At 57.7% G+C, this 22,602-nt stretch carries 23 protein-coding genes and 1 pseudogene; 15 read left to right on the top strand and 9 right to left on the bottom strand.

The genetic code is table 11. The features are described 5' to 3' along the window. Both DK510_RS23270 and DK510_RS23265 read left to right on the top strand, forming a co-directional pair. On the top strand, positions 1-224 hold a 224-nt coding region (locus tag DK510_RS23270; protein ID WP_234998928.1), incomplete at its 5' end, for a transposase. Positions 225-278: 54 nt separating this feature from the next. Beyond that, a pseudogene (locus tag DK510_RS23265) lies at positions 279-431 on the top strand (IS6 family transposase); the annotation flags it as partial. Between the two features lie 103 nt (positions 432-534). Here DK510_RS23265 and DK510_RS08275 read toward each other — a convergent pair. Further along, entirely contained in the window at positions 535-1,536 is a 1,002-nt protein-coding gene (locus DK510_RS08275; RefSeq protein ID WP_234998978.1) for an AbrB family transcriptional regulator, read from the bottom strand. A 137-nt stretch (positions 1,537-1,673) separates the two neighbouring features. Between DK510_RS08275 and DK510_RS08270 the strand changes: the two genes are divergently transcribed. Then, the gene (locus tag DK510_RS08270) at positions 1,674-2,354 is read left to right on the top strand and encodes a GntR family transcriptional regulator (protein WP_109311657.1); all 681 of its coding nucleotides are present in this window, start codon (positions 1,674-1,676) and stop codon (positions 2,352-2,354) included. A 130-nt stretch (positions 2,355-2,484) separates the two neighbouring features. On the opposite strand, the gene DK510_RS08265 is transcribed toward DK510_RS08270, so the two are convergent. Further along, a complete protein-coding gene (locus DK510_RS08265) occupies positions 2,485-3,363 on the bottom strand; it encodes a LysR family transcriptional regulator (RefSeq protein ID WP_200833223.1) in 879 nt (292 codons plus the stop codon). 106 nt (positions 3,364-3,469) lie between these two features. Here DK510_RS08265 and DK510_RS08260 point away from each other — a divergent pair, with 106 nt between their 5' ends. Genes DK510_RS08260 through DK510_RS08250 form a run of 3 tightly spaced genes read left to right on the top strand, consistent with a single transcriptional unit; the run spans position 3,470 to position 5,117 of the window. Continuing rightward, positions 3,470-3,811: a hypothetical protein gene (locus tag DK510_RS08260; protein WP_109311655.1), complete on the top strand. Its 342-nt coding sequence runs from the start codon at positions 3,470-3,472 to the stop codon at positions 3,809-3,811. A gap of 3 nt (positions 3,812-3,814) precedes the next feature. After that, positions 3,815-4,069 carry a hypothetical protein gene (locus DK510_RS08255; RefSeq protein WP_234998976.1) on the top strand — a complete coding sequence of 85 codons (255 nt, stop codon included), beginning with the start codon at positions 3,815-3,817 and terminating at the stop codon, positions 4,067-4,069. A 43-nt stretch (positions 4,070-4,112) separates the two neighbouring features. Beyond that, entirely contained in the window at positions 4,113-5,117 is a 1,005-nt protein-coding gene (locus DK510_RS08250; RefSeq protein ID WP_109311654.1) for a GlxA family transcriptional regulator, read from the top strand. 7 nt (positions 5,118-5,124) lie between these two features. Here the strand turns inward: DK510_RS08250 and DK510_RS08245 are convergent, their stop codons facing one another. From DK510_RS08245 to DK510_RS08225, 5 genes are all read right to left on the bottom strand, one after another. After that, positions 5,125-5,685 carry a sarcosine oxidase subunit gamma gene (locus DK510_RS08245; protein ID WP_109311653.1) on the bottom strand — a complete coding sequence of 187 codons (561 nt, stop codon included), beginning with the start codon at positions 5,683-5,685 and terminating at the stop codon, positions 5,125-5,127. Continuing rightward, positions 5,678-8,623 carry a sarcosine oxidase subunit alpha family protein gene (locus DK510_RS08240; protein WP_109311652.1) on the bottom strand — a complete coding sequence of 982 codons (2,946 nt, stop codon included), beginning with the start codon at positions 8,621-8,623 and terminating at the stop codon, positions 5,678-5,680. Before DK510_RS08240 ends, DK510_RS08245 begins: the two co-directional genes overlap by 8 nt. Then, entirely contained in the window at positions 8,620-8,907 is a 288-nt protein-coding gene (locus tag DK510_RS08235) for a sarcosine oxidase subunit delta (protein ID WP_109311651.1), read from the bottom strand. Before DK510_RS08235 ends, DK510_RS08240 begins: the two co-directional genes overlap by 4 nt. 13 nt (positions 8,908-8,920) lie before the next feature. After that, positions 8,921-10,171: a sarcosine oxidase subunit beta family protein gene (locus DK510_RS08230; protein WP_109311650.1), complete on the bottom strand. Its 1,251-nt coding sequence runs from the start codon at positions 10,169-10,171 to the stop codon at positions 8,921-8,923. A 77-nt stretch (positions 10,172-10,248) separates the two neighbouring features. After that, complete coding sequence (locus tag DK510_RS08225; protein WP_109311649.1) at positions 10,249-11,112, bottom strand: LysR family transcriptional regulator; 864 nt, start codon at positions 11,110-11,112, stop codon at positions 10,249-10,251. A gap of 107 nt (positions 11,113-11,219) precedes the next feature. On the opposite strand from DK510_RS08225, the gene DK510_RS08220 reads away from it, so the two are divergent. Genes DK510_RS08220 through DK510_RS08195 form a run of 6 tightly spaced genes read left to right on the top strand, consistent with a single transcriptional unit; the run spans position 11,220 to position 16,918 of the window. Beyond that, on the top strand, positions 11,220-11,819 hold the full coding sequence (locus tag DK510_RS08220) for an amino acid synthesis family protein (protein ID WP_109311679.1): 600 nt from the start codon (positions 11,220-11,222) through the stop codon (positions 11,817-11,819). Then, positions 11,791-12,570, top strand: coding sequence for an alpha/beta fold hydrolase (locus tag DK510_RS08215; RefSeq protein WP_109311648.1), 780 nt, complete (start codon positions 11,791-11,793; stop codon positions 12,568-12,570). The genes DK510_RS08220 and DK510_RS08215 overlap by 29 nt, the downstream gene beginning before the upstream one ends. Next, on the top strand, positions 12,567-13,487 hold the full coding sequence (locus tag DK510_RS08210) for a flavin reductase family protein (protein ID WP_109311647.1): 921 nt from the start codon (positions 12,567-12,569) through the stop codon (positions 13,485-13,487). Before DK510_RS08215 ends, DK510_RS08210 begins: the two co-directional genes overlap by 4 nt. Beyond that, positions 13,487-14,521, top strand: coding sequence for an LLM class flavin-dependent oxidoreductase (locus DK510_RS08205; RefSeq protein WP_109311646.1), 1,035 nt, complete (start codon positions 13,487-13,489; stop codon positions 14,519-14,521). Before DK510_RS08210 ends, DK510_RS08205 begins: the two co-directional genes overlap by 1 nt. An 8-nt stretch (positions 14,522-14,529) precedes the next feature. Beyond that, positions 14,530-16,008, top strand: coding sequence for an aldehyde dehydrogenase (locus DK510_RS08200; protein ID WP_109311645.1), 1,479 nt, complete (start codon positions 14,530-14,532; stop codon positions 16,006-16,008). A gap of 43 nt (positions 16,009-16,051) precedes the next feature. Next, positions 16,052-16,918 (top strand): DUF1989 domain-containing protein, encoded by an 867-nt coding sequence (locus DK510_RS08195; protein WP_199913460.1) that lies wholly within the window; start codon positions 16,052-16,054, stop codon positions 16,916-16,918. Here DK510_RS08195 and argE read toward each other — a convergent pair. After that, positions 16,915-18,072, bottom strand: coding sequence for an acetylornithine deacetylase (argE, locus tag DK510_RS08190; protein ID WP_109311644.1), 1,158 nt, complete (start codon positions 18,070-18,072; stop codon positions 16,915-16,917). The two genes, DK510_RS08195 and argE, sit on opposite strands and share 4 nt — an antisense overlap. After that, positions 18,069-19,253, bottom strand: coding sequence for a M24 family metallopeptidase (locus DK510_RS08185; RefSeq protein ID WP_109311643.1), 1,185 nt, complete (start codon positions 19,251-19,253; stop codon positions 18,069-18,071). The genes argE and DK510_RS08185 overlap by 4 nt, the downstream gene beginning before the upstream one ends. Before the next feature lie 195 nt (positions 19,254-19,448). On the opposite strand from DK510_RS08185, the gene DK510_RS08180 reads away from it, so the two are divergent. From DK510_RS08180 to DK510_RS08170, 3 genes are all read left to right on the top strand, one after another. Beyond that, a complete protein-coding gene (locus tag DK510_RS08180; protein ID WP_109311642.1) occupies positions 19,449-20,594 on the top strand; it encodes a Xaa-Pro peptidase family protein in 1,146 nt (381 codons plus the stop codon). Continuing rightward, on the top strand, positions 20,591-21,298 hold the full coding sequence (locus DK510_RS08175; protein ID WP_109311641.1) for an aspartate/glutamate racemase family protein: 708 nt from the start codon (positions 20,591-20,593) through the stop codon (positions 21,296-21,298). Before DK510_RS08180 ends, DK510_RS08175 begins: the two co-directional genes overlap by 4 nt. Before the next feature lie 149 nt (positions 21,299-21,447). Then, a complete protein-coding gene (locus tag DK510_RS08170; protein WP_109311640.1) occupies positions 21,448-22,539 on the top strand; it encodes an ABC transporter ATP-binding protein in 1,092 nt (363 codons plus the stop codon). Positions 22,540-22,602: the final 63 nt, after the last annotated feature.

The raw sequence follows: 22,602 nt of genomic DNA, 5'->3' as shown, positions 1-22,602 counted from the left end.
GCCGCTGGCTGAACAATCGGGCCGAGAATTCCCATCTGCCATTTCGACGACGAGAACGTGCGATGCTCCGCTTCAGGCAAATGCGATGTTTGCAGAAGTTCGCCGCAGTTCATTCTTCCGTCCACAATCATTTCAATCAGGAACGCGCCCTCTACAGCAGAGACAATTTCAAGCTCAACCGCGCCGCTGCTCTCTCCGAGTGGCGCCAACTTTGTTCAGCATAAGTTCCGGCATTTAGGGGTAAACAGAGACTGGTTCGAATTGGTCTGACAGCACCTTTCAGGCGCATGCGAAGTCTACAGAAATTCGCCGCTGTCCATTCTTTGGTCCACAACCACTTCAACCAGGTACGCCACCTATATTCACGAGACAGCTTCAAACTCAACCGAAGCGCTGCTCTTACTGAGTGGCGGCAAATCTGTTCCGCCTAAGTTCCGGCATTTGGCGGTAAACTGAGACTGGTTCGAATTCGTCTGACACCACCGCCACAATCCCCTATCGACTTTCATCCAGCCGCGTTTGTACGTGAATCCCTCAATCCCTGGATTTCGACCAGCGCAGAAGTAGGTTGGCCGCGATTGGCGCGCCGATGATCACGACGACAATGCGCGCCAGGTGGTGTGTGACCACATAGCCCAGATCCGCCCCCGATACGATGGCCAGCACCGTCATCTCTGCCTGTCCCCCGGGTGCAAAGGCCAGAAATGCTTCGACCGACTGACCAAGTCCAAGCGTCGTGACCACTGCCGTGAAAGCAGCGGCCAGAACGGCCAGCAAGATCACATAGGTGAAGCCAGCCGCCACGACGCGTTTAAGCTCAGACCAGGTGACACCGACGAATTTGACGCCGATCCCACAGCCGATGAAGAACTGGGCGAACAGGATCGCCTCGCGCGGGGGGCGGGTATGGATGAAATCCCCAAGCGACAAGGCCGCTGTCAGGATTAACGGCCCAAGAATTGAAGCACCGAAAAGCCCGATCTTCTCTCCGCCTTTCCAGCCGACAAAAGCTGCGACCGCCATGAGGATCAGTTCATGCAAGGGTAGAGCCGAGGCAGGTTCGCCCAACGGGTTGTTCAGCTCGGCACCGTAAAACAAAGTCAGGAACAAAGGGGCGAGGGTGACGATAATCAATACGCGCGTCCCGTGGATCAGAGACAGGGTTCGCGGATTGGCACCGGCCTCGGCTCCAAAGATAACCATGTCCTGAAACCCGCCCGGCATGGCGGCAAAAAACGCAGTTTTTTCGTCAAAGCCCCAGAATTTTCGAAAGAACGGCACGCCAACCAATGCAATCAGAAGGATAAATACCGGTATCAGCAGAAGGGACGCAGCCATCTTTGGAAGTTCGGCGAACAGGCTGAGTGTGATCGACGCCCCGACCGCGACGCCAAGAATGGTTCTGGACCCGACCGAGATTTGCCCGAAATCCCGCATGGGTGCGTGTGCCAAAGCTGCAATCAAACACGCTGACATCGGCCCGAACAGAAAGGGCAGCGGCAGGTTCAATGCCCAAAAAACTGAAGTTCCCAACATAGCCAATATCAGCGTGACTGACCGTTGCATCAGCGGCGACAAATGAAGGCTTGAGGCGGTCAAGGATAGTGTCCGATTTCGTTGACTAAGGCATGTATCCAAATGTATACAAAGCGGCGCAATATGCAAGATTGAGAATGATCAAAACTCAAGAAGATCCTAATCAGACCGGCCCGCAGGGGAATTCCGCTTATCAGCGCTTGCTGGATGAAATTCGCGAGGGTGTTTTGTTACCTGGTGAACGTCTGAGAGAGATCGAGCTGTCCGAAAGACTGGGCGTCAGCCGAACACCTGTGCGCGAAGCGATACGGCAACTCGAAGCGGATGGGTTGGTGACGCATGTCCCCAGGCTGGGCGCAACGGTTCGAAGTCTGAGTTATTCAGAAGTCATGGAACTGTATGAAATGCGCGCCGTACTTGAAGGAACAGCGGCACGGTTGGCGACACGCGCGGCTTCGGATGTGGAACTGGACGAACTTAATGTCCTGAATGATCGCCTTGCCGAGGCTGGCACCGGTCCGGTGGCCGCTCAGTTGAACCGTATTTTCCACGCCACGCTGTTGGATGCCGCCAAAAACCGCTTTCTCACAAAGTCGATGTTATCGTTGCAAAAGGCGTTGTTGATATTGGGTCCGTCCCAAATGCTGGATGGTCAGCGCGCATACGATGCCGCGGGTGAGCATCGCCGTGTGATGGTAGCCTTGCAGGCCCGCGACGGCGACGCAGCCGAGCTGGCGATGCGCGCCCATGTTCATGCGGCCCAGCGGATGCGTATCCGCGCGTTGCAGAAACGAGATCGCGCAATTGATCAGACCTGATCTGAGGAGCTGATCGTCCCACCTCTTGGTCTTAGGTTCCTTCGCCAAACCACTCCTCCCATCCGCAGAAGTCGACGGAAAATCCGGCCATCGTGGATGGTCGTTGTTTAGGCTCTTCCGGTACAAACACTCAGTTGACCACTTTCAAAGGGTTGGCGCCTTCAACCTCGCGGCTAATCTCTTGTACCAGCGCCATCGCGGCAGGGTTTCGGCGCTTAACATGCATACGCGCGACAAAAACGATGGCCGGGGGATCGGGGAATACGCCTTTGATCACCTCTATGTCCGGTGTGACATGCATTCCATTCAACAGGGCGACGCCCAAACCGGACCGCACAGCCGACTGAATGCCATTGGCGCTTGGGCATTCTAATACGTTATCGAAGTGGTGCCCTTGCAGCTGCCCATCTCCGAAGCCCCATTTGCGATAGAAACATTGGCTGTCGAAGGACAGAAAGGGAACAAGTGCTGTCGTATCCAGTTGGAAATCCGGTGATTTTACCCAGTGGAGTGTGTCCTCGAACAGGATCAGGTCATCTGGCCGCGCATCGTGCCGAAAGATTTGCATGACGGCGACATCCAACTCTCCGGCCTTCAACCACTCTTGCACGTTCAGACTTTGACTGGTGCGTGTTCGGACCTGAACGTCCGGGTAAAGCCGTGTGAAACGACCCAATATGCGGGCGATGTCGCTGGTTGCCGTGTCTTCGGTCATGCCCAGCCGGAGTGCGCCGGCCAAGGGTTTCTTGCCCAAACTGGCCAGCGCCTCATCGTGCAGGGCACATATTCGGCGGGCATAGTCGCACAGGCGCAGACCAGTATCCGTGAACAGAGGGCCACCGGGTCGTCGCGCCAGCAGATCGCAGTCCAGGGCTTGCTCTAACCGTCGGATTTTGTGGCTGACTGCCGATTGCGACAGCGCCAGATGCTCGGCCGCGCGCGTCACGCCGCCATGGGATGCGATGGCTAGAAGGGCGCGCAGGGCGTCAATTTCCAATCGGTCGGTCATTTGCAGCACCATGACAATTTTGGATCACACCATGAATATCATTCATTTGTGTCACATGCGAGCATCGAGTTACCAGTTAGAAAATTCAGCATTCAGGAACCGTCGCATGACATATCTCGTCCCGGACCATACAGGGATCAAAACCCCGCGGATGGTCCCCGGAACCCATGGGGAAGGCGATCCGGTGGCTTTGATCCACAGCACACTATCTTACATCCGGCGCGACGTGCTGCCTGAATTGGCAGCGGCGGGCAACAGGGTACATTTGTTCGATCTGGCGGGTCTTGGTCAGTCTAAACGACCTTGGTGTCCGGTGCTTGAAAGGTCGGTCACCGGTCAGGTTCCCGTCGTTCACAAGTTGCCGGGAAACTGCGGTCAATTCCCGATTAAAGATCAGCCCAAACAGACAGCCGCGTCGCTGATCAATCTCCTGAAGCGAAAGGGCTGAGCCATGATGGATCAAATCAAAACCCGTGACCGGCGCGGTCTGACGACCGTATTCGAAATCAGCGGGTCGGTTCTGGCCATGGCCTATGCCTTGTTGATCGCTTCAAATACGGGGGCCGAGCTGTTCGGATTCGCCCTGTTGTTACTGTCCTCGGGCCTGTTTGCGGCCTGGGCCGTGATTGATCGCCGCTGGACGTTCCTGTTGTTGCAAGGGTTCTACGCAGCCTCGGCAATCATCGGCTTGATCCGGTGGGCGTGAACTTCGCATAGGGCAGTTGTGGAAATCTTGCTAGAACAGCCTTATGCGAAATGAAGACAGAATCAAAATCGGCTTTTTGCTGTTTGACGGCTTTCCCATGGCCTGCCTGACTTCGGTGATCGAGCCGTTGCGGGCGGCCAATGAAATCGCCGGGCAAGAGGCGTTTTGCTGGTCGCTGCTGTCCGAGCGTCAACAGAAAGTACAATCCAGCGCAGGTGTCCGGTTCGAGGCCGAGAAGTCTCTGGCCGACTGCAAGGATATCGACATTCTGTTCCTTCTGAGCAGCCCAACGTCTGGCTTTGACAATACAACCGTTGGCAACGGTGCTCTGCGCAGTCTCGGACGGCATGGCACCGTTTTGGGCGGGATTAGCGGTGGGGTTTTCCCATTGGTCCGGTCTGGGGTGATGGGGGGCCAACCCGTTTCCGTCCATTGGTGCTATGAGGCCGCATTTCTGGCTGAGTTTCCCGAAGTCGACTCGCGTAGCGAGGTGATCGTGAAAACGGCCACACGCCACACCGCAGCTGGCGCTGCGGCCGGGTTCGATCTGGCCCTGCATCTGATCGAGGATCGGCTCGGTGGCGATGTCGCGCACGAGGTTGCCTGTTGGTTCCAACATCCGATGATGCGCGGGTCAGGGGTGCGGCAACAGGTTCCGACCACGACCGCGCCGGAAACCGGGGACAGCCTTCCACCGTTGGTGTCGCGCTGTGTCGACCTGTTCGCCGGTCATATGAGCGATCCGATTTCCATCGCAGAGGCCGCACAGAAAATCGGGGTAACGCCGCGCCAGGTGGAACGTGCTTTCAAACAGGCGACGGGCCAAAGCCCCAGCCATTACTATCGCGCAATGCGCATGAAGGCGGCACGGCAGATGGTGGTCTATACCAAAGATCCAATCGTAGACATCGCGGCTGCGATCGGGTATGGTTCAGTGGCGCCGCTTGTGACGCACTATCGGTCGGCCTTTGGGCTAAGCCCCAGCGAAGACCGTCGCAGAATCAACCGCTTCCGTGTCGAAGGTAACGCGCCATTGCCGTCAGTCTGACGTTGTTTTACAGCGCCGACCGCATTGCAGTGACGATGGCATGATGCAATGATCCGGCGGATGAACGGGGGCCATAAATGCTGAACGCTTCATCTGACCGACAGAGAACAAAGCACCCAATGTGGTGAATTGAGCAACGGGCGACGCTGCCCGCATCGATATTGCGCAGGTCAAGCATGCACAACAGCTCCAGCACTGCTGGTATTTGATCCCCATTCAGGTCGAACCGTGTCCAACCGTCGGTCTGTTCTGTCACCGACGCGGTATCGCCCAAAGCGGACTTCACCTGATCAGTAAGCTCTTCGTGCGTGTCAAAAGGCGCCTCGATCATCCACTGATCCGGACCGGCCCAAAAGGCAGTGACAGTGTCACCGGCATGTTGGCCGATACCAGGTGCAGGGGCACCGATCAGTTTCGCCAGGGCTTTGTTGGCTTTGGTTTCCTGTCCCATCCGCGCGGCGACGGATGCCAGTGCGACGCCCGGAACTTCCCGGCACGTAACCCCGCCAACAGTGTCGACCTGCGGTTCGGACCCGCCCAATGCGGTTATTGCAACTAGATCATGCACGCAGACGCTCTCCTTCGGGGTCAACGAAATGGGCCGATACGATTTCGACTTCGACGGTCAGATCGGTCAATGGGGACACGAGGCGCATTTTCTCGCCCATCCGGTTCGCACCATCCTTCAAAAGACCCAGCCCGATATTGCTGTTCAGAATAGGCGAATATGCAGCTGAAGTGACATAGCCCTGATCGTGCGCGGCATCCACCGGGCCGGTCGTGTTCATCAAATGGCCACCAGCGGTGACTTTTTCTTCGGGCGATACCGGTTTGATCCCGACCAGCCGCAGGACATCCGGTTCTACCAAGGCCTCTCGTTCGGACAGGGTCGATCCGATGCTGTCTTTCTTTTTCGACACCATCTTACCCAATCCAAGATTCAATGCCGTTGTGGTGCCATTCAACTCGTTGCCGGCGGCGTGGCCCTTTTCGATCCGCATGACGCCCAGCGCTTCGGTGCCGTAAGGGACCACGTCAAATTCTTCACCCTCGGTCATCAGACGCCGCATCAGTGCATCGCCATAACGTGAAGGTACCGCGATTTCGAACGCCAACTCTCCCGAGAATGAGATCCGGAACAGCCGCGCGCGCAACCCGCCGCAGACCGTAATGTTGCCACAGCCCATAAACGGGAACGCGTCGTTCGAGATGTCGAATTCAGGGTCGACGATCTTTTGTAGCAGCTTGCGTGAATTGGGACCAGCGACAGCATATTGCGCCCAGGATTCAGTGGTCGAGATCAGCTGCACATCCATATCCGGGAACAGGCATTGGCGCACAAATTCCATGTGACGATAGACATTTACCGCGTTGGCCGTGGTCGTTGTGACGACAAAATGATCCTCGGCCAGGCGCGCGGCTGTGCCATCATCCATCACCATGCCGTCTTCGCGTAGCATCAAGCCATAGCGGGTTTTACCCACGGGAAGCTTGGCGAAACCGTTCGCGTAGACGCGGTTCAGGAAATCAGCCGCGTCAGCGCCCTGCACGTCGATTTTTCCCAGTGTCGTACAGTCGCACACCCCGACGGACGCGCGGGTCTGGCGCACTTCACGGTCAACTGATTCACGCCAATGAGTCTCACCCGGAAGGGGGAACCACTGCGCGCGCAGCCAGTTGCCGACCTCGACAAACACAGCGCCCTTCTCCTTGGCCCAATAATGCGAGGGCGTTAGGCGCGTGGGGTGGAATTCTTGTCCCTTCATCCGACCGGCGAAGGTGCTGATCGGAACAGGCGTGTAAGGCGGGCGGAAAATGGTTGTCCCTGTTTCGGGGATCGTCTTTTCGGCCACCTCGGCCATGATCGCCAAAGCGCCGATGTTCGATGTCTTGCCCTGATCGGTCGCCATGCCAAGCGTGGTATAGCGTTTCAGGTGTTCAACTGACCGGAACCCTTCCTGATAGCTGAGTTTGACGTCCTTGACGGTCACGTCGTTTTGCTGGTCCAGCCATGCGCGTTTGCAGCCTTCGACATACCAGAACGGTTTTTGCGCGATTGGTGTATCCTCGGCCTCTGGCAGGTCGGGCTGAGCATCGCTTAGCTCCAGCGCTGCTGCAGCAGCTTCGGCACCGGATTGCAATGCGCCATGGGTGGACATCACCCCGTTCGCGGCGCCCGCGACAGTCAATCCGACGGGCAGATTTGAACCGGGCACAAAGGCGGCCAGATCGTCGTTCCAGACCGGACGCCCGCGCTGATGGCAGGTCAGGTGCACATTCGGATTCCACCCCCCCGAAACGCCCAGCGCGCCGCATTCCAGCGTGCGGGTCGAGCCGTCGGGCAGGGCAACTTCGACAAAGGTCAGACCAAGACGCCCCTTGGTATTCACAACCTGTGCGCCGCTCAGGACTTCGTAATCGTAGTTGACCGGAGCATCCTCACGCACATCGATAACGGCGCAAATGTGAACGCCCTTGGCATGCAAGTCGGCGGCGGCGCGATGACCGTCGTCATTGTTGGTAAAGATCGCCACGCGCTGAGAGGCCGTCACCGCAAACCGGTTGGCGTAGGTCCGCAAAGCGCTGGCCATCATTATGCCGGGGCGGTCGTTGTTTTCGAACGCAATCGGACGCTCGGTCGCCCCAGCACACAGCAAGGCCTTCTTGGTGTAGATACGCCACAGGATCTGGCGCGGCTTACCGGCGGGCAGGGTGGCCACGTGATCTCCGGTGCGTTCTACAGCGCCGTAGATGCCGTGGTCGAAGGCGCCGATGACAGTGGTTCTGGCCATCAGCCGGACGTTGGGCATTGATGACAGTTCCTCGACGGCCTGCTCGGCCCAATCGCTGCTGCCTTGATCGCCAACCGAGAATGTCTCGCTGTTCAGACGTCCGCCGAACCGAAAGTCTTCATCTGCCAGAATAACGTCCGCGCCAGCGCGCCCTGCGGTCAGGGCTGCCATCAAGCCCGATGGACCCGCGCCGATGATCAGCAGGTCGCAGTGGCGGAACCCTTTGTCATATTCGTCGGGGTCAGCCTCCATCGACAAAGAGCCAAGGCCCGCGGCGCGACGGATGATCGGCTCATAGACTTTTTCCCAAAAAGCAGCCGGCCACATGAAGGTCTTGTAGTAAAACCCGGCGGACAGAAAATTCGAGAACAGATCGTTTACGCCAAGCGCATCGAATTTCAGGCTGGGCCAACGGTTCTGCGATTGCACCTCAAGTCCGTCAAACATCTCGGTCGTTGTGGCCCGTGTGTTGGGTTCCTGCCGGTTGCCGGAGCGCAGCTCGACGATGCCATTGGGTTCCTCGGATCCGGCAGTCAGTAGGCCGCGCGGGCGGTGATACTTGAACGAGCGTCCGATCAACCGCACGCCATTGGCCAGCAAAGCCGAAGCCACTGTGTCGCCGGGATGGGCGGTATAGTTGCGGTTGTCGAACCGGAAGTTCACTGTTGTGTTGCGGTCGATTTGGCCGCCGCTCAGCCTGTTGTTCTGGGTCATTTGGATCGCCCCCGCGTGCGGGCCACATCGCGGGCCAGTTCTACCTTGGAAATCTCATGAGTGGTGGTGTCGCGGGTAACGACCAGCCAAGACCGGTCGCCAGCCTCATGATACCACAGTTCTTGATGTTCGCCTGCGGGATTGTCGCGCAGATAGCCGTATTCATAGAACGCGTCCGCCGCGTCTTCGGCCTGCCAGTCCGGGCGGTTAATCAGTGACGCGTCACCCAGATAGGTGAATTCAGATGCGTCGCGCGGACCCAGAAGGGGATGGTTGATAATCATTCTCGTGCTCCCCTCAATGCAGGTTGGGCTGGTTGCCCACGCCCTTTTCGTCGATCATCCGGCCCGTGCGGAACCGGTCGAAGCGATAGGCCGTGGCGGTAGAGTGCGGTTCGTCCTTCGCCAACAGATGCGCAAAACAATAACCGGATGCCGGGGTCGCCTTGAACCCGCCGTAGCACCAGCCACCATTGAAATAGAGACCCTCAACCGGAGTGCGGTCGATGATGGGTGAGCCATCCATAGACATGTCCATAACGCCGCCCCACATGCGCAGCAGACGGGCGCGCCCGATCATCGGCATCAACGAGACGCCGCCTTCGCAGACATCCTCGACCACCGGCAGATTCCCGCGTTGCGCATAGGTGTTGTAACCGTCGATGTCGCCGCCAAAGACGAGCCCGCCTTTGTCGGATTGGCTGACATAGAAATGTCCGGCCCCATAGGTGATGACGCTGGGCAGAACCGGTTTCAGACCCTCGGACACAAAGGCCTGCAACACGTGGCTTTCGATCGGTAGGCGCATGCCTGCCATGCCCATCACCCGGCCCGAGTTACCGGCAACAGCGCACCCGACTTTGTTAGCCCCGATAAAGCCCTTTGAGGTCTCAACACCGAGGCATTTGCCGTTCTCGATGCGCAGCCCGGTGACTTCGCAATTCTGGATGATGTCGACACCGTGGCTGTCCGCAGACCGGGCAAAGCCCCAAGCCACCGCATCATGGCGCGCGGTGCCGCCCCGTCGCTGGGCCAGACCGCCTTTGATCGGGAAACGCGCGTCGTCGAAATTCAGATAGGGGTGTTCTTTGCGTACCTGATCGGCATCCAGCAATTCGGCGTCTGCACCGTGCAGGATCATCGCATTGCCGCGCCGCGTATAAGCGTCGCGCTGACCATCCGTGTGGAACAGGTTGAGTATTCCGCGCTGGCTCATCATGGCGTTGTAGTTCAGGTCTTGTTCAAGCCCTTCCCACAGTTTCATCGAGAATTCATAGAACGGCTCATTCCCGTCCAGCATGTAGTTCGAGCGCACGATCGTTGTATTCCGCCCGACATTGCCTCCGCCGATCCAGCCCTTTTCGACAACCGCGACATTGCGATGACCGTAGACCTTGGACAGATAATGGGCCGTCGCCAGCCCATGACCACCACCGCCTATGACGATGATGTCGTAATGAGCTTTGGGTTCGGGGTCACGCCAGACCGGTTTCCACCCTTTGTGGCCGGTAAGCGCCTCTTTGATGACTCGAAAGCCTGAATATCGCATGAATCGGACCTTTTTTGCCAGAATTAACTATTTTCCTGCTCAGTGATATCCTCAGATGCGACATTGGTGTGTCTGAATCAGACCCTTTGCTGTGACGAGCCGGGAACCAATTGTGAAAACCATGTTACAAAGGCGTCAACCTCGGGTGATGCGCGCTGCACGGCCAGAAAGTACCCTTCGGCCGCTGGAGCAGTCTCATCGAAGGCACGCGCGACCTGTCCGGTCTGCAGAGCGTGATCGGCGATAAGTGCATTCACCAAGGCCACGCCGTTCCCGGAAGCCGACAATTGCAAGGCGAGCCCGTAAGAATCGACATAATAGGCCGGGGTATGGATTTTATGACCGGTGACTTCCGCCCATGTGGACCAGTTGTCTGACGTTCCCACGGCCTCGATCAGGGGCAAGTCCTGAAAAGCGCCAACCAAGCCAGGTGCTTTTACCGCGATCAGGTCATTCGGCAGTAACGGTTTTGCATCCCGCCCGACTTGTTTTTCCGACCCAAACCGGATTTCAACATCGGCGCGCAGGGCCGAGTATTCATCGGGCCAGATCGTGCTGACAAAGCGAATGGACGTATCTGGGTTTTGGTCGCGAAACTGGGGCAGGGCAGGGGAAATCAACCATTCGATGATGCTGATCGAAGCCGCCACAGTGACGTGTCTGGCCCGTTCCTCTGCCAAATACGGAGAGGCGGCAGATTGCAGCAATTGCAGTGCGGCTTCGACCTGCGGCAGCAGCTTTCGCCCTTCATCCGTCAAAGAAAGACCGCGCGGATGCCGATGAAACAAGACGACGCCAAGCCGGGATTCCAGCGACCTGATTTGCTGGCTCACGGCGGATTGGGTCAATCCGATTTCATCCGCCGCAGCTGTTGAGCTTAGCCTTCGGGCCGCGGCCTCGAACGACCTGAACCATGTAAGGGGGGGCAGTGTTTTGGGCATGTGCAACCGACCTAGTAGCTTTGTTAATACCTAAGACCCAACTTCTTTCGTTTGTCAAAGTGCCGGCCAATCAAAGATATTTCTCGTACTCAAGATTGGGGGAAATCGTGCAGCCGGAAATTCGTAAAATAGTGACCTTCGACGAAGAAGTTCTGATCGAAGGATATCGCAAAGCCGAACGGCCGTGGCGCATGTTTGCTGTAGCAGCGGTTGTTACCAACCCTTGGGCAGGGCGATTCGTCGAAGATCTGCGGCCCGAAATTTTGGCCTATGGCCCAATCCTGGGCCAAGAGTTGACCGACAGGATGATCGCGCTGGCCGGAAGCGGCGAGGCGATTGAGGCTTATGGCAAGGCCGCGGTTGTGGGGCTGGACGGAGAGGTTGAGCATGCCTCGGGCCTGATCCACACGCTGCATTTCGGAAATATCTTCCGGCAGGCAGTTGGCGCCAAGTCCTATCTTTCATTCACTAACACCCGGGGGCCTGCGAACACACCGATCATGGTGCCATTGATGGACAAGAACGATGCAGGCCGCCGGTCGCATTACCTGACGCTGCAATTCGCCATCCCCGACGCGCCGCGCGCGGATGAGATTGTCGTGGTTTTGGGCGGAGCAACCTCGGGCCGTCCACATCATCGCATCGGCGACCGTTATCAGGACTTGAAGGATCTGGGCCATGACGTGGACAACCCGGCCTCGGTCTGACATCGGCGGGCTCGCCGCGATAGACGAAGGTGAAGGCCCGCTTGTGGTTCTGCTCCATGGCGTTGGCCTGCGGGCCGAAGCCTGGGGCGCGCAAATCGATGCGCTGTCTGCCGCCGGGTATCGTGTTCTGTGTCCGGATATGCCCGGGCACGGAAAAACCCAGTTTCAAGGTGCTATGGGGCTGGATGGGTACGCCAACCCGATCGCGGCCCGATTGACCGAGCCTGCCGTTCTGATTGGGCATTCCATGGGAGCTTTGATCGCTTTGGAAATTGCGGCATCGGGGCATGATCAGGTGAGAGGCGTTGCCGCGTTGAACGCAATTTACCGCCGAACCCCCGAAGCGCGTGCGGCTGTCACGACCCGCGCGGCGGCACTGGATGCTGCGGCCATGAACGATCACACCGTGACCTTGCAGCGTTGGTTCGGCGATCAGGTTTCAGAAGAAGGCAAAGCCTGTTCGCGTTGGCTGAAAGATGTCGACCCGGGCGCTTACAAAGCGGCCTATACCGTCTTCGCCGAAAGCGATGGACCGACCGAGGCACAACTGGGGCAAATCAAATGCCCGGCACTGTTTATGACAGGCGCGGACGAGCCGAATTCCACACCGGGCATGTCGCAGGGCATGGCGGAGCAGGTGACAAACGGGCGGGTAGAGATAATCCCAAATGCCGCCCACATGATGCCCATGACGCACCCGGCTGACGTTAACGCCAATTTGCTTGAGTTCGTTCGGAGGTGCCTGCCATGACCGAGATTGACACTCGCGCCCTGCGTGATGCATTCGGCAACTTCATGACCGGTGTAACGGTTGTGACGACCCGCGACATCTCTGGAAACCCGGTTGGGTTCACGGCGAATTCCTTCACGTCCGTGTCGCTTGATCCGCCTTTGCTGTTGGTGTGTCCCGGCAAGTTTCTGTCCAGCCACGATACCTTTGCCGGATGCACACATTTTGCGGTGAATGTTCTGGCAGATGGTCAGCAGGGCGTCTCCAACACTTTCGCAAGTTTCAAGGGCGACCGATTTGGTCGGGTGGCGCATCGCGACGGAGCCAATGGCTTGCCGCTGATCGACGGGGCGCTGGCACAGTTTAGCTGTGAAACTCATCAGGCGCTGCCCGTAGGTGACCACACGGTTCTGATTGGTCGTGTCAAAGACTTCACCCATATCGGTGGAAACGGTCTAGGTTATGTGAACGGGTCGTACTTCAGTCTTGGACTGGAGCGTGAGATGGACGCGCGGGTTCCGACAATCTGCGGTGCGATTGTTGCAGCAAATGGCAAAGTTCTTCTGGAACGCTACGAAGGCGCATTTCGCCCGGTTCAAATCGCCGGTGCAGAACCCGGGGGGCAACGCAACAGGCTGGCACAGGGCCTTTCTGATCGGGGCATTCAGGCGCAGATCGAACAGGTCTATTCTTCGTTCAACGATGCCGAAACGAACCTGCACTATACGTTCTTTCTGGCGTCCTGCGGTCAGACCGCCGAGACGGACACTGCCGAATGGGTAGACACCGGCGATCTGGCCGATCTGACTTATGCCAGCAAAAGTTTGCACCACATGATGACCCGCTACGCCCTTGAAGCCCGCGAAGGCGTTTTCGGGCTGTATCTCGGTGACGCCGAACGCGGCGAAATTCACAGTTTCGGTAAAGGAGCCGTTTGATGGAGTTTTCACTGTTTGCCCACGTGGAACGTCTGACCCCGGATCAGCCTCACGATGTTCTGTATGATGAATTCGTGAGCCTGGTGAAGATGGCTGATGACGGGGGCATGCGGGCAGTTTGGACAGGTGAACATCACGGGATGGAGTTCACCATTGCCCCCAACCCGTTTCTGTCGCTGGTCGATCTGGCGCATCACACGCGCAATGTGCGGTTGGGGACCGGAACGGTAATTGCGCCGTTCTGGCATCCCATCAAACTGGCAGGTGAGGCCGCCGCAGCGGATCAGATGACGAAAGGGCGTATCGAGTTGGGGATCGCGCGCGGTGCGTATTCCTATGAATACGAACGCCTGATGCCGGGAATGGACGCTTGGGAAGCGGGGCAGCGCATGCGCGAATCCACACCGCTGTTGCCGCAGATCTGGCAAGGCGACTGCGCCCATGAAGGCGAGTTTTATACATTTCCGGCGGCAACTTCGGCACCGAAACCTTATCAGGATGGCGGGCCTCCAATCTGGATCGCCGCGCGGGATCCTAACAGTCATGAATTCGGCGTTCACAACGGATTCAATATTCAGGTCACCCCGCTGTGGCAGGGCATGGAAGAGATCGAGACCCTGATGGCGCGGTTCAACGATGCCTGTGACAGCTACGTGGGGCCGCGCCCCAAGATCATGCTGTTGCACCACACCTATGTCGGCAAGGATGACGACGATGTTGCGCAGGGCGTGCAAAATCTGCGCCGTTACTACAATTACTTTGGTGCATGGTTCATGAACAAACGGCCAGTTGAACAGGGCTTGATCAAGCCGATTACCGAAGCCGAGATGGACGCAAACCCGATGTACACCAGCGAGAAACTCGGCCGCGACCTGACAGTTGGGACCGCGCAACAGGTAATCGACCGGATCAAGCGCTATGAAGATCTGGGCTATGACGAGTTTTCGTTCTGGGTCGACAGCGGCATGACCAACGAACGCAAGCGCGCCTCTTTGGCGCGATTCATCGACGACGTGATGCCGGCATTTCAGTGAGGACCACCATGGGAAACCTACCGCATTTTCAGCTGTTCATTGACGGCGCCTGGACCGCAGGATCAGCCTCGCAGGTGATGACGTCACAGAACCCGGCCACTGATCAGGGGTGGGCCACATTCGCGTGCGCCTCGCCCGACGATGTCGACCGCGCCATCGCCGCCGCCAAACGGGTTCTGGATGACCCAGAATGGCGGGATATGACACAGACCCAGCGGGGTAAGCTGCTGTATCGCCTTGCCGATCTGGTGGCGGAAAACGCCACGCGTCTGGGTGAGTTGGAGACGACCGACAGCGGAAAGCTGTTGGCGGAAACCTCGGCGCAAACCGGATATGTTGCCGATTACTACCGCTACTATGCGGGTCTGGCAGACAAGGTCGAAGGCACGGTCCTGCCCATCGACAAGCCCGACATGCATGTCTTTACCACACGCGAACCGATCGGCGTTGTTGCTGCAATCGTGCCGTGGAATGCGCAGATGTTCCTGACCGCGACCAAGCTGGGCCCGGCGTTGGCTGCCGGGTGTTCCGTCGTGCTGAAGGCATCGGATATCGCGCCCGCACCCATGCTGGAATTCGCCAAGCTGATCGAACAGGCCGGGTTCCCGTCCGGTGTTGTGTCGGTCATCACCGGTGACGCCGAAAACTGCGCGATCCCACTGACCCGCCACCCGGATGTCGACCGCATTGCCTTTACCGGCGGGCCTGAGACCGCCCGCCATGTGGTGCGAAACTCGGCTGAGAACTTTGCGGTAACGTCATTGGAATTGGGTGGGAAATCCCCGATCCTCGTGTTTGAAGACGCCGATTTGGACGGTGCAGCAAACGGCCTGATCGCAGGTAACTTCGGCGCATCCGGTCAGAGTTGTGTGGCGGGAACGCGCGGGCTGGTGCATCGGTCAATCCTTGGGCCTCTGGTCGAGCGGATCGCCGAAAAGGCCAGCGCCATCCGGTTGGGTGATCCCTTGCAGCCGGAAACGCATGTTGGTCCGCTGTGTACCGCGGCGCAGGTGCAAAAAATTGAAGAAACACTGGGCAAGGCACAAGGGCAGGGCGCGACGATTCACTTCGGGGGAAAAGCTGTCGACCGTCCCGGAAACTACATGAACCCCACCTTGGTAGAATGCGCGTCGCCCGAGACCGAAACGTTGAAAATCGAGATGTTCGGACCGGTAATGTCCTTGCTGCCATTCGATACCGAAGAAGAGGCAATCGCGCTGGCAAACAGCACACCTTACGGGTTGGGGTCGGGGGTGTTCACGCAGAACCTTGCGCGCGCACACCGTGTGTCAAAACGGGTCCGGGCCGGTATCTGCTGGGTGAACACCTATCGCGCGATCTCACCCATTGCGCCGTTCGGCGGGTTCAATCAGTCGGGATATGGTCGCGAGGCGGGTGTTGAGGCAATACTGGATTACACCAGAACCAAGACAACCTGGATCAGCACCGCGCAAGAGCCGATGGCGAACCCTTTTGTAATGCGCTAAGGATTCGGAAAGGCAGGGATTTCCGCAGGGAAGTGAAGGGCACATGAAACTGACAAAACCGAACTTCCCACCACCGGCCGATGCCGCCGACCGCAAGGCCATTGCCCCAGTAATCTGCTACCCGCCGGACTCGTTGCAGCAACCTGATCTGATTGGTTTGGGCCAACTGCGCGAAGGTGCCGTAAAAGTGGCCGAGGCCACTGCTGCCCCGCGTGACGCGGCTTGCATTGATGTTCCGGCTGGCGCTTTCGTCAGGGTGGTTTCGGTCGATGGCCCTCAGGTCGGTGACCTGAACATGTGGAACAAGCATGACCTGACCGAGCGGTTCTTTTCCGGCAAAACACGTGCGCTTCATGGCACGCATCTGTCTACCGGCGACCGGATGTGGTCGAGCTTTCCCAACATGCGACCGATGGCGACGATCATTGCCGATACGCTGGATTGGTACGGGTTCGATGCCTATGGCGGCTCGGTCCATGATGTGATCGGCACGCGGTGTGATCCATATACCGGGCGTTTGCTTTCGGGGGATGACTATCACTATTGCTGTCATTCGAACCTGACCCGCGCGCTGGCCGGCCATTGCGACCTGCCGCTGCATGAGGCCGAAATGCTGGTGCATGACGTGCTGAACGTGTTCATGTGCACCGGATTTACCCGCGATACGGGCCAGTATTTCATGAAGGCCAGCCCGGTGCGTCCAGGCGATTATCTCGAGTTCTACGCTGAGATTGACCTGATCGTTGGCCTGTCTGCGTGTCCCGGAGGGGATTGTTCGTCAGAGCATTCGTCAGACGCGGCCGCCTGCTATCCGTTGCTGATGGAAGTTTACGATCCCGGCGAAGAAGCGCGGGCTGCACATGTGCAACCGGGTCGGTCAAGATACGACCGCACGCACGGTACCGGTTAACGGGTCAGGCGCTGACCCAATCGGGTCAGCATTCTGCAGCACAGGTCCAGCTGTTCGATTTCAAGGAACTCGTCTGCCTTGTGGGCCTGTGCGATTGAACCCGGCCCGCAGACAATTGCGTGAACGCCCAGTTTCTGGAACAGCCCGGCCTCGGTCGCAAAGGCGACAACGCCACTGCCATTCGCGCCGGTCAGTTCGGCGACCAGATCACGGGCCGCGTTTTCTTCCATGGGTTCAAGACCTTCGACCTCGGCGATAGCCTCTTGCGTGATACTCGAGTCGCTGTGGACCGCTTGCATCTCCGGCAGCAAAGAATGCTCTACGTAGTCCGAAAGGGTCTTTTTGACGAGGTCGGCGTCACTTGCCTGCACTGGGCGCATCTCCCACAAGACCTCGGCCTTGCTGGCTATGACGTTGTGGGCAACGCCGCCCGAAATTTGGCCGATATTGACCGTCGTCCAAGGCGGCTCGAACCGGCTGTCGGCGGGTGCGCGGGACTTGAGGATATGGCGCAACTCCAGCAGTTTGCCGATATAGCGCGCGGCATATTCCGCAGCATTCACCCCGTCATCGGGGGCAGAGCTGTGTCCCTCTAGACCCGAGAAGCGGGTGGTATATTCAAAGCAGCCCTTGTGCCCCTCTATCACGCGCATCTCGGTCGGCTCGCCGATGATGGCGATGTCCGGAACGATGCCACGTTCAGACAGGTCGTCGACCAGGGTTTGCGCACCAAGGCAGCCGACTTCCTCGTCGTAAGTAAAGGCAAAGTGCAGCGGCTGGGTCAGCTTGTCCACATCCAGCGTTTCGCCGAAAGCCACCGCCGCTGCGATGAAGCCCTTCATGTCGCATGTGCCGCGACCGTAGAGCTTGCCGTCATTTTCAGCCATCTGGAACGGATCGGTTGTCCAATCCTGATCGGCCACTGGCACCACGTCCGTATGGCCTGACAAAAGGATGCCGCCGGGTTGATCGGGGCCGAGGGTGGCAAACACGTTCGCCTTTGCACCGGTCTTGTCCCGCGTCTCGATACACCGTGCACCCAATGCCTCGAGCCGTTCGGTCAGATAGCTGATCATTTCCAGGTTCGAGTCCGCTGACACCGTCTCAAAAGCGATCAGGTCGGCTAGTATTTCCATGGTTCTGGGTAAAGTCATGGCTTCACAAACAGCTTTCTGGGGTGGTTGCAGAAACATTCGGCAGGTCCGGAATCTGTGATGAGGATCGGCTCAGTGATCTCCAACCCCCAATCATCCATCCAGAGGCCGGGCATGAAGTGAAAGGTCATGCCCGGTTCCAATACGGTCTCATCCTCGGGGCGGAGAGAGATCGTGCGTTCGCCCCAATCGGGTGGATAGCTGAGGCCAATTGGATACCCGCATCGCGCGCCGCGCTCGATACCCGCCCGTTCCAGCGGAGCAGCCAGAGCCAACGCAATATCACGCGCCTGGTTGCCAGCACGCGCGGCCTCTAGTCCCGCCTCAAGCCCTTCTACAAGCGCAGCCTCAGCACGAAGCAAATAGTCGGGTGGCTTACCCAAAAAGACCGAGCGGCAGAACGGCGCGTGGTAACGGCGATAACAGCCAGACAGTTCGAAAAATGTACACTCTCCGGATTTGAATGGTTCACCGTCCCATGTCAGATGAGGAGCGGCGGCATCCGGACCGGACGGGAGTAGGGGCACAATGGCCGCGTAATCGCCCCAATCCTCGCCAACTCCGGTGACTGCGTCATGGTAGATTTGCGCGACGAGGTCGTTCTTGCGCATACCCGGTTCGATGCGCTCCAATACGCCGTCGGTCACATGCTCGGATATCCGGGCAGCTTTTCGCATTAGCGCAATTTCCTCATCGGATTTCACGGCACGCTGCCAGTTCACCAATGTGTTTGCGTCGACCAGCTCTGCGTCGGGCAACTCCGCCAGCAAAGTCAGGTGCGCTTTGGCTGAATAATAATAATTGTCCAACTCGACACCGATCCGCCCCTTCGCGATACCAGTATCCGCAATCAGCGCTGCCAGATCCTGCATGGGGTGACGCACGGTGGATTGTACGTATTCGTCCGCATAGCCGTGGATCCGTTCATTGGACATCCAAACAGTTTTACGCGCGCCATTGGCATCCTGATTTCGGCCCCACCAGATCGGGTCGGCATCCTGAAGCACAAGTACCCCTTGATGCACATAGAACGACCAGCCCTCATAGCCCGTCAGCCATGCCATGTTTGAAGGATCTTCGACAAACAAAGCATCCAACCCGGCGGCTGCCATGGCGGCGCGGGTCTTTGCCAATCTGCGGTCGTACTCGGCGCGGCTGAAGGCCGGATCTGAATGGGGCATTTTAGGCTCCTGCCTTGGGCGAGTTTTGTTGACAGAACTTGACGAATGCGATCACGTCAATGGGCATCACGGGAAAGACACCAAATTGAGAATCTCACCTACCCCCCATCGCGGCGGCCAAAAGCTGATCAATGGCACTTGCTTGAGAATTGACGCAGACGCGCAGGTTCTGCGCTTTTTCTCTGAGGTCACGGAATGAGGGGGTTTGACACATCTGAGTTCGCAGCACGAACGGAACGCGCGCAAAACAAGATGCAAGCCTCTGGTCTGTCGGCGCTGTTGCTGACGACGGAACCTGAGGTCCGATATTTTACCGGCTACCTGACGCGGTTTTGGGAAAGCCCGACACGGCCCTGGTTTTTGATTGTACCCGCCAGTGGTAAGCCGATTGCTGTGATCCCTTCGATCGGGGCCGCGCTTATGGCCGAGACATGGCTCGACGATATCCGAACCTGGGCTGCGCCGGATCTGGCGGACGATGGTATCAGTCTTTTGGCTGATACACTTCGCGAGGTGACGCCCGACGACGCAAAGATCGGACTACCAGATGGGCATGAAACGCATGTCAGGATGCCGTTGGCAGACCTTCGACGTCTGCAACAGACAGTCGGTCAGCGAGACATTTGCGGCGAAGAAGGGATCGTACGCGCGCTGCGGATGGTGAAATCATCAGCGGAGATTGCAAAGATCGAAACGGCATGCGCCATCGCTGGGCGTGCCTTTCAGCGGGTGCCCGAAATCGCCAAAGAAGGCGTGGCGCTTGATGCTGTGTTCCGCGGGTTTCAAATTCTGTGCCTGGACGAGGGGGCCGATTGGGTTCCATACCTCGCGGGCGGTGCGGAACAGGGTGGCTACACCGATGTGATTTCCCCGGCATCTGATACGCTGCTGCAGCAAGGCGATGTCTTGATGCTGGACACCGGCCTGGTTTGGGATGGGTATTTCAGTGATTACGACCGCAACTGGTCAATAGGGTCCGCGAACGCGCAGGTTAAGTCAGCCTACAGTGCTTTGATTGAAGCATCGGATGCGGCATTTGAGATTGCGCGCCCGGGCGCCACGGCGGCTGACTTGTTTCAGGCGATGAACTCTGTGCTGTCGCGCCACGATGCTGACACTGGGGCAGGGCGTTTGGGGCATGGATTGGGTATGTCTCTGACAGAATGGCCGTCCTTAATACCAACCGACCACACAGTTTTGGAACCAGGCATGGTCCTGACGCTTGAGCCGGGCATTGCCGTGGGCGGAAAGATCCTTGTTCACGAAGAGAACATCGTCATAACCGAAGACGAGCCCCGCTTTCTTAGCCCGCGCGCTGGTATGGAGTTGCCCGAGATATGACCCGTTTACCTTATACCGTTGATGCAGATGATCCCGCCACGCCCCCAATGGGTCTGATCGTCTTGCAGACAGACGAGACCCTTGAGCCAGAGTTCAACGCGTATTTTTCCGACCGTAGCTGCCCCATTTACGTCTCTAGAATTCCCAGCGGCAAAGAGGTGACGACAGATACTCTGGCGGAAATGGAAACCGCGTTACCTGCCGCTGCTGATCTGTTGCCCAAGACCCGACCATATCGTGTGGTTGGTTATGGCTGCACCTCTGCCAGCTCGGTTATCGGCTCGGATCAGGTCGAACAAATGGTTCAAAAAACTTGCGAGGCAGAGGTCGTTACAAACCCATTGCGCGCGGCCTCGGCCTGCGCCCACGAACTGGGTGTAGCAAAGTTCGCACTTTTGTCGCCATATATCGAAGAAGTGAACGATCCCTTACGCAGTGCATTTGCGCAAAATGGCATTTCGATGGATGTTTTTGGCACATTCGGCGAAGTCGAAGAGGCCAAAGTCGCGCGGATTTCACGGAAGTCTCTGATTGAGGCTGCAGTGAGTCTTGGGCAGGATGATTCAGTTGAAGCTGTTTTTCTAAGCTGCACGAATCTAAGAACTTTTGATGTTATTTCGATTGTGCAAGAACGCCTGAAAAAACCGGTGCTTTCCAGCAATCAAAGCCTTGCGTGGCACATGCGCAAGTTGAATTCTGCCTGAAAACTCTGCTGCTTCTTTTTTAATCGTTACCCACGTGTCATATTTTGGTTGCGTGCCGTACCCTGCATGTCCTTAAATGGCCTCGACAGGTCTTTGAGATCCGGATGAACCGGGCAGGCAAGGACTGCACAGGGGAGACTAATCGGTAAATGTCTAATGACGCAGCGTTCGTCGAGTTTCAGCATGTCCAAAAATCTTATGATGGCGAGATCCTTGTTGTAAAAGACCTCAACCTTTCCATGCCGAAAGGTGAGTTTCTTACAATGCTTGGGCCCTCGGGTTCTGGCAAGACAACTTGCCTGATGATGCTGGCAGGGTTTGAAACAGCCACTCATGGCGAGATTATGTTGGATGGGCGACCGATCAACAACATCCCACCGCACAAGCGCGGTATCGGCATGGTTTTCCAGAATTACGCTCTTTTTCCGCATATGACGGTGGCAGAAAATCTGTCGTTCCCTCTGGAAGTGCGGAAAATTGGCAAGGACGCAAGAGAAGAAAAAGTCCGCCGGGCGCTTGATATGGTCCAGATGGGGGCATTTGGCAGCCGTCGCCCGGCCCAATTGTCCGGGGGTCAACAGCAGCGGATCGCCCTTGCACGCGCTCTGGTGTTCGAGCCCGAGCTGGTTCTGATGGATGAACCGCTGGGCGCGCTCGACAAACAGCTGCGCGAGCATATGCAATTTGAAATCACGCGTCTGGCCCATGAACTGGGGATTACGACCGTCTACGTGACCCACGACCAGACCGAAGCGCTGACAATGTCAGATCGCGTTGCGGTGTTCGACGATGGGCGCATTCAACAGCTTGCGCCGCCGGATCTTCTGTATGAAGAGCCAGAGAACAGCTTTGTTGCCCAGTTCATTGGTGAAAACAACACGTTGGAAGGCGTTATTAAGTCAATTAACGGCGACGAATGTGTTGTAGCGCTGGATGACGGATCTGAAATTGACGCCAAGCCGGTCAATGTCCACGCGGCAGGTGATCGGACCAAAGTGTCAATCCGGCCTGAGCGGGTGGAATTCAACAAGGATCGCCTGCACGCCGATGCGCATACTCTGAAAGCAACGGTGAAAGAGTTCATCTACATGGGCGATGTCTTCCGCTTCCGTCTGTCGGTTGCCGGGAATGACGACTTCATCATCAAGACGCGAAACGCCCCGGACGCTATCAGACTGTCACCGGGCCAGGAAGTCGAGATCGGCTGGCTTGCGCGTGACTGTCGGGCGTTGGACGCCTGATCAGGGAACAACCCGTTCACGACACCAAAGTGCGCGGGGAAAGGCATGGGTGGGTTACCCCGT

It is taken from the genome of Ruegeria sp. AU67 (assembly GCF_900312795.1).
Lineage (GTDB): Bacteria > Pseudomonadota > Alphaproteobacteria > Rhodobacterales > Rhodobacteraceae > Ruegeria > Ruegeria atlantica.
Note: the sequence above shows the minus strand (reverse complement) of the source record. Positions and strands in the feature narration are given on the sequence as shown.

What these genes read in the sequence shown, in the direction of transcription:
- DK510_RS08275 (WP_234998978.1), bottom strand. Translation starts at nt 1,536, where the DNA reads ATGTTGGGAACTTCAGTTTTTTGGGCATTGAACCTGCCGCTGCCCTTT.
- DK510_RS08270 (WP_109311657.1), top strand. Translation starts at nt 1,674, where the DNA reads ATGATCAAAACTCAAGAAGATCCTAATCAGACCGGCCCGCAGGGGAAT.
- DK510_RS08265 (WP_200833223.1), bottom strand. Translation starts at nt 3,363, where the DNA reads ATGACCGACCGATTGGAAATTGACGCCCTGCGCGCCCTTCTAGCCATC.
- DK510_RS08260 (WP_109311655.1), top strand. Translation starts at nt 3,470, where the DNA reads ATGACATATCTCGTCCCGGACCATACAGGGATCAAAACCCCGCGGATG.
- DK510_RS08255 (WP_234998976.1), top strand. Translation starts at nt 3,815, where the DNA reads ATGATGGATCAAATCAAAACCCGTGACCGGCGCGGTCTGACGACCGTA.
- DK510_RS08250 (WP_109311654.1), top strand. Translation starts at nt 4,113, where the DNA reads ATGCGAAATGAAGACAGAATCAAAATCGGCTTTTTGCTGTTTGACGGC.
- DK510_RS08240 (WP_109311652.1), bottom strand. Translation starts at nt 8,623, where the DNA reads ATGACCCAGAACAACAGGCTGAGCGGCGGCCAAATCGACCGCAACACA.
- DK510_RS08235 (WP_109311651.1), bottom strand. Translation starts at nt 8,907, where the DNA reads ATGATTATCAACCATCCCCTTCTGGGTCCGCGCGACGCATCTGAATTC.
- DK510_RS08230 (WP_109311650.1), bottom strand. Translation starts at nt 10,171, where the DNA reads ATGCGATATTCAGGCTTTCGAGTCATCAAAGAGGCGCTTACCGGCCAC.
- DK510_RS08225 (WP_109311649.1), bottom strand. Translation starts at nt 11,112, where the DNA reads ATGCCCAAAACACTGCCCCCCCTTACATGGTTCAGGTCGTTCGAGGCC.
- DK510_RS08215 (WP_109311648.1), top strand. Translation starts at nt 11,791, where the DNA reads ATGACGTGGACAACCCGGCCTCGGTCTGACATCGGCGGGCTCGCCGCG.
- DK510_RS08210 (WP_109311647.1), top strand. Translation starts at nt 12,567, where the DNA reads ATGACCGAGATTGACACTCGCGCCCTGCGTGATGCATTCGGCAACTTC.
- DK510_RS08205 (WP_109311646.1), top strand. Translation starts at nt 13,487, where the DNA reads ATGGAGTTTTCACTGTTTGCCCACGTGGAACGTCTGACCCCGGATCAG.
- DK510_RS08200 (WP_109311645.1), top strand. Translation starts at nt 14,530, where the DNA reads ATGGGAAACCTACCGCATTTTCAGCTGTTCATTGACGGCGCCTGGACC.
- DK510_RS08195 (WP_199913460.1), top strand. Translation starts at nt 16,052, where the DNA reads ATGAAACTGACAAAACCGAACTTCCCACCACCGGCCGATGCCGCCGAC.
- argE (WP_109311644.1), bottom strand. Translation starts at nt 18,072, where the DNA reads ATGACTTTACCCAGAACCATGGAAATACTAGCCGACCTGATCGCTTTT.
- DK510_RS08185 (WP_109311643.1), bottom strand. Translation starts at nt 19,253, where the DNA reads ATGCCCCATTCAGATCCGGCCTTCAGCCGCGCCGAGTACGACCGCAGA.
- DK510_RS08180 (WP_109311642.1), top strand. Translation starts at nt 19,449, where the DNA reads ATGAGGGGGTTTGACACATCTGAGTTCGCAGCACGAACGGAACGCGCG.
- DK510_RS08175 (WP_109311641.1), top strand. Translation starts at nt 20,591, where the DNA reads ATGACCCGTTTACCTTATACCGTTGATGCAGATGATCCCGCCACGCCC.
- DK510_RS08170 (WP_109311640.1), top strand. Translation starts at nt 21,448, where the DNA reads ATGTCTAATGACGCAGCGTTCGTCGAGTTTCAGCATGTCCAAAAATCT.